Origin of the sequence: Actinosynnema sp. NPDC059335 (assembly GCF_042752395.1) — a bacterium.
In the GTDB taxonomy this organism is placed as follows: Bacteria; Actinomycetota; Actinomycetes; order Mycobacteriales; family Pseudonocardiaceae; genus Actinosynnema.
On sequence record NZ_JBHYXZ010000085.1, the window covers coordinates 11,979 to 20,012 of the forward strand.

Annotated in this window: 7 protein-coding genes; 5 read left to right on the top strand and 2 right to left on the bottom strand. The window is 73.4% G+C overall.

Annotated elements, in window-relative coordinates:
• The first annotated feature begins 331 nt into the window (after positions 1-331).
• On the top strand, positions 332-1,267 hold the full coding sequence (locus tag ACFXGA_RS24680) for an endo-beta-N-acetylglucosaminidase H (protein ID WP_378091507.1): 936 nt from the start codon (positions 332-334) through the stop codon (positions 1,265-1,267).
• Between the two features lie 75 nt (positions 1,268-1,342).
• Here ACFXGA_RS24680 and ACFXGA_RS24685 read toward each other — a convergent pair whose 3' ends face one another.
• On the bottom strand, positions 1,343-2,374 hold the full coding sequence (locus ACFXGA_RS24685) for an SAM-dependent methyltransferase (protein WP_378091509.1): 1,032 nt from the start codon (positions 2,372-2,374) through the stop codon (positions 1,343-1,345).
• 453 nt (positions 2,375-2,827) lie between these two features.
• Here ACFXGA_RS24685 and ACFXGA_RS24690 point away from each other — a divergent pair, with 453 nt between their 5' ends.
• Positions 2,828-3,787, top strand: a complete 960-nt coding sequence (locus tag ACFXGA_RS24690; RefSeq protein ID WP_378091511.1) for an asparaginase — start codon at positions 2,828-2,830, stop codon at positions 3,785-3,787.
• 13 nt (positions 3,788-3,800) lie between these two features.
• Here the strand turns inward: ACFXGA_RS24690 and ACFXGA_RS24695 are convergent, their stop codons facing one another.
• Complete coding sequence (locus tag ACFXGA_RS24695) at positions 3,801-5,492, bottom strand: AMP-binding protein (RefSeq protein ID WP_378091513.1); 1,692 nt, start codon at positions 5,490-5,492, stop codon at positions 3,801-3,803.
• Positions 5,493-5,652: 160 nt separating this feature from the next.
• On the opposite strand from ACFXGA_RS24695, the gene ACFXGA_RS24700 reads away from it, so the two are divergent.
• The 3 genes from ACFXGA_RS24700 to ACFXGA_RS24710 all read left to right on the top strand — a co-directional run.
• Positions 5,653-6,486: a LuxR C-terminal-related transcriptional regulator gene (locus ACFXGA_RS24700; protein ID WP_378091515.1), complete on the top strand. Its 834-nt coding sequence runs from the start codon at positions 5,653-5,655 to the stop codon at positions 6,484-6,486.
• 73 nt (positions 6,487-6,559) lie between these two features.
• Positions 6,560-7,567, top strand: a complete 1,008-nt coding sequence (locus ACFXGA_RS24705) for a TerC family protein (protein WP_378091517.1) — start codon at positions 6,560-6,562, stop codon at positions 7,565-7,567.
• A 46-nt stretch (positions 7,568-7,613) separates the two neighbouring features.
• Positions 7,614-8,034: hypothetical protein (locus ACFXGA_RS24710; protein WP_378091549.1), on the top strand; the 421-nt coding region annotated here is incomplete at its 3' end.

Here is an 8,034-nt window from a genome sequence, read left to right on the forward strand (position 1 = left end):
AACAACCAACTTCGCGGGGGTCGTTTTTTTTTTTTAACCCCGCGGGGGGCCCCCCCCCCCCCCCGCCGCCGCCCCCCGGACCGATGTGCCGGTCCCGGCGGGGAACGCCCGAGGCGTCCACGGCGAGCCCGCGACGGCGCGATGCCGACCACGATCGGCATCCGTCGAGCGCCCGAGGTGCCGCAGTGATCGTCAGCGATCCGGCCGTTCGGGACCGAGGGCTGGAAGCACCCGTTCCGGGGGTGCCTTTCAGCGGATCGTGTGTCCGTGGATCCCGGGCTCCGTTGCCACACTCGGTGCACGACCGTCGGCACGGAGGGGTTGATCAACGATGCGGGCATTCGGTCGCGGCGCCGGCCTCGCGCTGGTGGCCGCGGTGGTGTTGCTGGTCGGTTCGACGACACCCGTGGTCGCGGCGGCGTCCGCGAAGGACGGGCCGATCACCGCCGTCTACGTCGAGGTGAACAACAACCGCCAACTGCGCGAGGTCGGCAAGTACCGGCTCGCCAAGGACGGCGCGAACGTGTTCGACATCGCCATCATCTTCGCCGCCAACATCGACTACGACCCGGTCCGGAAGGCCGCGAAGCTGACCTTCAACGAGAACGTGCGGTGGGTGCTCGACAACGCCGACACGCAGATCCGCCCGCTCCAGCGCAAGGGCATCAAGGTGCTGCTGTCGGTGATCGGCAACCACCAGGGTGTCGGCGTGTCGAACTTCCAGACCCGCGAGGCGGCCGCCGCGTTCGCCGCGCAGCTCGCCGACGCGGTGCGCGAGCACCGGCTCGACGGCATCGACTTCGACGACGAGTGGGCCGAGTACCACAAGGGCAAGCCGGTCAACGACTTCTCGTTCCCCTACCTGGTGTCGGCGTTGCGCGGCCACCTCGAGGACGAGCTGATCACCTTGTTCTTCTACGGCCCGGCGAGCAAGAGGCTGAAGTACGGCGACATCGACCTGGCCAAGGTGTTCGACTACTCGTGGAACTCCGACTACGGCAGCTGGGACGTGCCGAAGATCGACCTGCCCAGGGCACGCCTCTCCCCGGCCGCGGTGGACTTCACCGCAACGCCCGCCGACACCGCCGCCCGGCTCGCCCGGCGGACCGTGGAGGAGGGGTACGGCGCGTACCTGACCTACAACCTCCCCGGAACCGACTCGCACGAGTACGCGTCCGGCTTCACGCGCGAGCTGTACGGCAGTGACGCGGTCTACGTCGGCGACCACATCCCCTGCCGGCCCTGCGCCGCGTCGGCCGGGCGCTGACCTCCTCGGCGACCACCGGCGGCGCGGTCCGGGCCGGCGGTGGTCAGGCGTCCGGGTGGTCCGGGCAGCTCGGGATCAGGAGCGCCGGGTGGCGACCACGGTCAGCTCGTGGCGGTTGTGGTGCAACTGGCGGGCGAAGGTGACGTCGTAGCGCTTGCGCAGCAGCCTGCGGCAGCGTTCCACCACCTCCACCGGGCGGTGCGTGCCCGTCTTCAGGGTGAGGATCGCGACCGCGCCGGGGCGCAGGCGCGCGGCGGCCTCCAGCATCACCTCGCAGCTCAGCTCCGGGTCCATCCGCATGTCGTTGACGACCACGTCGAACGCCCGGTCCGTGCGGCGGAAGAACTCGCCCGCCGTCGTGCGCTCGTGGTGCACCCGGCGGTCGGCCGCCACCTGCGGCGCGAGGTCGCCCGGGTCGACCGCCCACACCTCGAACCCCTTGGTCCGCAGGATCCGCGTCCAGCCGCCGGGGGACGCGCCGAGGTCCACCGCGCGGCCGCCGGTCGGCAGGTCCGACGGGAAAACCTGGAACAGCTCCTCGAGCTTGAACTCCGCGCGGGAGACCTGCGCCGGGTCCCGCGCCAACCGGACCCGGCCGCCCGGCCAGTCGGTGAGGCTGTCCGCGGCGGTGTTGACGCCGAGCCGGACGCCCTCGGCCGTGATGCAGCAGGACAGCACGACCGGTTCGCCCGCCCGGCCGACCCGGACGCCGTCCTCGGCCATCGCCTCCGCCACGGCGGCGAACAGCTCACCCGACGTGTACCCCATCCGCGGCGACCCGCTGGCCCACACCTGCACCGCGAGCCCCGCGCCGCCGAGCCCGTGCCGCGACACGACCTCGCGCGCCACCCGGGCGATCGCCGCCGGGTCCGCCCGCTCGGGGCCCGTGACGTGGGCGACCTGGTCGGTCAGGTGCTTGACGAACACGATCTCGGCCCGGCGGCACACCTCGGCGACCTCGGCGGCGGCGAGGCCGACGGCCAGTCCCTCGTCGGGGCCGACCCGCTTGACGTCGAGCTGCCGGCCGAAAGCGTTCTTCAATTCCAGGGAGGCGTCGCGGTAACTGTCCTCCGCGGTGGCGAAGAGAACGCCGTCGGGTGAAGTCATGTGAGGGCCATTCGTGGGAGGGAACCGTTCGGCGGGCACGAATCTCGACGGCGGGGAATTTTACCACTCCGCGCGGGCCGGCCGGATTACCGCCCGTGCGTCGGCGATGTGCTCTGCGGATCGGAAGTGCGCGGCAATCCGCATCCGACGTGCGAGTCGATTGGCGCGAACGTATTTCGACCGAGCCGGGGAAAGGGGCGATCCGCTGCCGGTGGACAGTGGCAACTGTCGGGGCCGCGGCGGGTGCGGTGGTGGTGATGTGGACGCGCCGTGGCATTCGCGCCACGGCTCCGCTCAAGACTGACTACGGTGGCCACGCGTGCCGGCACGCCGGACGGGACGGCCGTCGCCCGGAGCCGGCGTCGCACCCCACGTCCACGCGCGCCACGGCAGGAGGCACCGGTGCAGGGAACGTCGTCCGGAGGGTCGGGCACGGGAAACCGGCGGGTCGTCGTGATCGGTCTGGGTGGCACGATCGCGATGACCGCGGCGGACGGCGGCGGTGTGGTGCCCGCGCTGTCGGCGGACGAGTTGGTCGCCGCGGTGCCGGGGCTCGCCGCGACCGGTGTCGAGGTCGAGGTGGTGGACTTCCGGCGGGCGCCCGGCGCGTCGTTGACCTTCGCCGACCTCGCGGCGCTGGTGGCGGAGGTCCGGCAGCGGTGCGCGGCGGGGTTCGACGGGGTGGTGGTCACCCAGGGCACCGACACCATCGAGGAGACCTCCTACCACCTCGACCTGCGGCACACCGCGCCGCAGCCGGTCGTGGTCACCGGTGCGATGCGCAACCCCACCCTCGCGGGCGCGGACGGTCCCGCCAACCTGCTCGCCGCGGTCCAGACAGCCGCCCACCCGGACGCGCGCGACCTCGGCTGCCTGGTCGTGTTCGCCGACGAGATCCACGCCGCGCACCGCGTCCGCAAGACGCACACCATCAGCGGCGCGACGTTCGTGTCACCCAACGGAGGGCCGCTCGGCCAGGTGGTCGAGGGCACGCCCCGCATCCTCAACCGCCCCACCGGCCGCACCGTCCTGCCCCACTCGGACGACGAGCGCCGGGACGTGCGGGTCGGGCTCGTCACCGCGACGCTCGGCGACGACGGGGCGCACCTGGCGGACCTGGCCGTGGACGGCCTGGTCGTGGCGGCGTTCGGCGTCGGCCACGTCCCCGACACGTGGGTCGCGCCGCTGGCCCGCCTCGCCGCCCGCATCCCCGTGGTGTTGGCCTCCCGCACCGGCGCCGGCCCGGTGCTCGCCGGCACCTACGCGTTCCCCGGCTCCGAGCGCGACCTGCTGTCCCGGGGGCTGATCGGCGCCGGCTTCCTCGACCCGCTCAAAGCCCGCATCCTGCTGCACGGCCTGCTCGCCGCCGGGGCCGACGCGGACACCGTCGCGTCCGCGTTCGGTCGGCGGTGAGCACCGGCCGGGATCAGCCGGAGAACATGTCGTCGCGCCATTCGGCGCGGTCCTCCCCGCCGGCCGCGGCGTCGGTCTCGCGGGCGCGCAGCTCGACCCGGCGGATCTTGCCGGAGATGGTCTTCGGCAGCTCGAAGAACTCCAACCGGCGCACGCGCTGGTAGGGCGCGAGGTGCTCGCGGGCGTAGCGGAGGATCGACCCGGCGGTCTCCGCGGTCGGCTCGTGGCCCGGCGCGAGGGCGACGTACGCCTTGGGCACGGCGAGCCGGACGGGGTCCGGGGCCGGCACGACGGCCGCCTCCAGCACCGCCGGGTGCTCGACCAGCACGGACTCCAGCTCGAACGGGCTGATCTTGTAGTCGCTGGCCTTGAAGACGTCGTCGGTGCGGCCGATGAACGTGACGTAGCCGTCCTGGTCGACGCTCGCGACGTCACCGGTGTGGTAGAAGCCGCCGGCCTTCGCCTCGGCGTCGCGCTCGGGATCGCCCTGGTAGCCGGTCATCAGCGGCAGCGGGCGGGCCGAGAGGTCCAGGCAGATCTCGCCCTCGCCGGGACCGGTGACGACCTCGCCGGTGACGGGGTCGACGAGCGCCACCGGCACGCCGGGCAGCGGCCGGCCCATGGACCCCGGTTTGACCGCCGAGCCGGGCGTGTTGCCGATCTGGGCCGTCGTCTCGGTCTGGCCGTAGCCGTCCCGCAGGGTGAGCCCCCACGCCTGCCGCACCCGGTCGATCACCTCGGGGTTCAGCGGCTCGCCCGCCGCGATGACCTCGCGCAGCGAGCCGGGGCCGCCCGACAGGTCGGCGTTGATGAGCATCCGCCACACCGTCGGCGGTGCGCAGAACGTGGTGACGCCGTGCTCGCGGATCCGCTCCAGCAGCGGGCCGGGCTCGAACCGGCGGTAGTTGACGACGAAGATCGTCGCCTCGGCGATCCAGGGGGCGAAGAAGCACGACCACGCGTGCTTGGCCCAGCCGGGCGAGGAGATGTTGAGGTGCACGTCGCCCGGCCGCAGCCCGAGCCAGTAGAGGGTCGACAGGTGCCCCACCGGGTACGAGACCTGGGTGTGCCGCACCAGCTTGGGGCGCGACGTGGTGCCGGAGGTGAAGTACAGCAGCAGCGGGTCGTCGGGCGCGGTGCCGGGGTGGGCCGCGGGCGCGACGTCCAGCGCCGCGGCCTCGGTGGTGTCGGCCCAGCCCTCGGCGCGTCCCACGCAGAACCGGCCGTACTCCCCCGGCACCCGGTCGAACCTGCCGACGTCCGCCGCGGCGCACAGGACGTGCCGCGCGCCGCCCCGGTCGATCCGGTCGACCAGGTCGGCCGGGCCCACCATCGTGGTGGTGGGCGTGATGACCGCGCCGAGCTTCATGATCGCCAGCATCGACTCCCACAGCTCGACCTGGTTGCCGAGCATCAGGACCACGGGGTCGCCCCGGCGGACGCCGCGGTCCGCGAGCCACGCGGCCAGGCGGTCGGAGGCGACGGCCAGCTCGTCGAACGTGCGCGTCGTGACCGTGCCGTCCTCCTCGGCGATGACCAGCGCCGGCCGGTCGTTGCCGCGGGCGATCGCGTCGAACCAGTCGACGGCCCAGCTGAAGCGCTCGCCGAGGTCCGGCCAGCGGAACTCGCGGACGGCACGGGCGTGGTCGTCCCTGAGCGCCAGCAGCGCGTCACGCGCTGCGCGGTACGCCTCGGTCGCGGTCATCGTCGTACTCCTTCGTGGCGCGCCCGGTCCCGGACGGCACGACTCTGCGTGAGCACGCTCGCCACCGACTACCCGCGGACGGGGGTAGCGCGCCCTTGACCTCGTCGTGCCTGCTGACCGAGTCTCGACCCGGGGACCACCACCGACCACCGGAGAGGGCATGGACGACGACGTCGCGGTGCACGACCTCATCGAGCGGCTGCTGCCGGAGCGCCTGCGGCGGCTGCGGCGGGTCGGTGGCGTGCCCGTCGTCTTCGGCGGGGCCACCAGGCCGGTGGGCGGCACGTCGTCGCTGGTCATCAGCCGGCTCACCGGGACGCTCGGCACGTCGTTGCACGGCTTGGTGGTGCGGTCCGGGCTCGGCCTCGGCGGAGCGGTGCTGCGGCACGGGGCGGCGCGGCGGGTGGACGACTACGCGTCCACGGCCGGCATCACGCACGACTACGACCGCGTGGTGGTGGCGGAGGAACGGCTGACGTCGGTGTTCGCCGTGCCGGTGGTCGTCGGCGGCTCGGTGCGCGGGGTGCTCTACGGGGCGGTGCGCGACCCGCACCCCATCGGCGACCGGGTGCTGACCGCGGCGACGACGATCGCCTCCCGGCTGCAACGCGACGTCGAGGACCTCCTGCGGCCCGCCCCGCCCGTCGTGGCCGACCCGCGGGCCAGGGCGTTGGACGACCTGGCGGCGGTCGTCGCGGCGACGGAGGACCCGGGGCTCCGGGCCAGGCTGGCCCGCATCCACCGCGACCTCGGCGGCGTGCCCGCCCAGCCGGTCCCCGGCGGGCCCCGGCTGTCGCCGCGCGAGCTGGACGTGCTGCGGCTCGTGGCCCGCGGCGACGGCAACCTGGAGATCGCCGGCGAGCTGGGGCTGCGGCCCGAGACGGTCAAGGCGTACCTGCGCAGCGGCATGCGCAAGCTCGACGTGCACAACCGCACCGCGGCCGTGCACGTCGCCTGCCGGTGGGGCCTGCTCGCCCCGCCGACCGCCGGCTGAGGCGTCACGGACGGGCGACGACACCCGCCCGCGTGCCCGGTCGTCGTGCTCCGATTGGTCTAGTGTGGGGCGCGTGCTGCAGATCACCGGCCTCACGTGGGCGGTCACCATCGCGCTCATCGTGCTGCTGCTGGCGGTGGACCTGGCCCTCGCCGCGGCACGGCCGCACCGGGTCGGGTTCCGGGAGGCGGGCCTCTGGTCGGTCTTCTACATCCTCGTCGCCGTCGGTTTCGGCGTCTGGCTCTGGTCGGCCCACGGCGGCGGTTTCGGGACCGAGTACTTCGCCGGGTACATCGTCGAGAAGAGCCTGTCGGTCGACAACCTCTTCGTCTTCGTGATCATCATGACCACGTTCGCGGTGCCCGAGGAGCACCAGCACAAGGTGCTCACCTTCGGCATCGTGCTGGCGCTGTTCATGCGGGCGGTGTTCATCGCGGTCGGGGCCACGCTGCTGGCGTTGTTCTCGTTCATGTTCCTGCTGTTCGGCGTGCTGCTGATCTTCACCGCCGTGCAGCTCTTCCGGCACCGCGACGAGGACCCGGACATCGAGAACAACGTGGTGGTCCGGACCGCGCGCCGGATCCTGCCGCTCACCGACGACTACGTCGGCGGCCGGATCCTCACCCGGGTGGACGGCCGGCGCGTGGCCACGCCCCTGTTCGTCGTGCTGGTGGCCATCGGCGGCGTGGACCTGCTGTTCGCGCTGGACTCGATCCCGGCGGTGTTCGGCGTGACCGAGGAGCCCTACATCGTCTTCACCGCGAACGCGTTCGCGCTGCTCGGCCTGCGGGCGTTGTTCTTCCTGGTCAAGGGTTTGCTCGACCGGCTGGTGTACCTGTCGGCCGGGCTCGCGCTGATCCTCGCGTTCATCGGGGTGAAGCTGATCCTGCACTGGGCCCACGTCGACGTGGACGACCGCGTGCCCGAGATCCCGACCCCGCTGAGCCTCGGCGTGATCGTGGTCGTGCTGCTGGTGGTGACCGTGGCGAGCCTGGTCAAGACCCGCCGCGACCCGTCGGCCAAGGCGCACGCGGGCTCCCTGCGCGCCCGCTCGGACGAGGCCCGCGACCGCGAGCGGTGAGGTCGGGTAACGGCAGCGCGCGGACCGCGATGCACCGGACATGCCGATGACCGATCTGACGACGGTGGCGCTGCCGCCCTGGGCGGTACCGTCCCGTCCCCGCGAGGTGGGCGTCGGCGACCACGCCATCCGGATCCGGGAGCGGTGGTGGCGATCGGCGATCGGCGATCGCGGGCTGCCCGGCCGGCCGCCGGTCGGCCCGACGCTCACCCGGGCCGAGGTGTGGGCGCCGGCCGACGACGTGTTCACGTCGCTGTGGCGGGTCCTGGCGTGGGGGTCGGGCAGCCGGTTGCGGCAGAACGCGCGCAGGTTGGACAGCATCGCCGCCGACGTGCCGCGCGCCGAACGCCTCCTCACCGAGGCGGGGGGGGGGGGGGGGCCCGGCCCCCCCCCCGCCCCCCCCGGGGGGGGGGCCCCCCGGCGCCCCCCCCCCCGGGGGGGGGGGCCCGCGGTGTTAACGCAGTTAA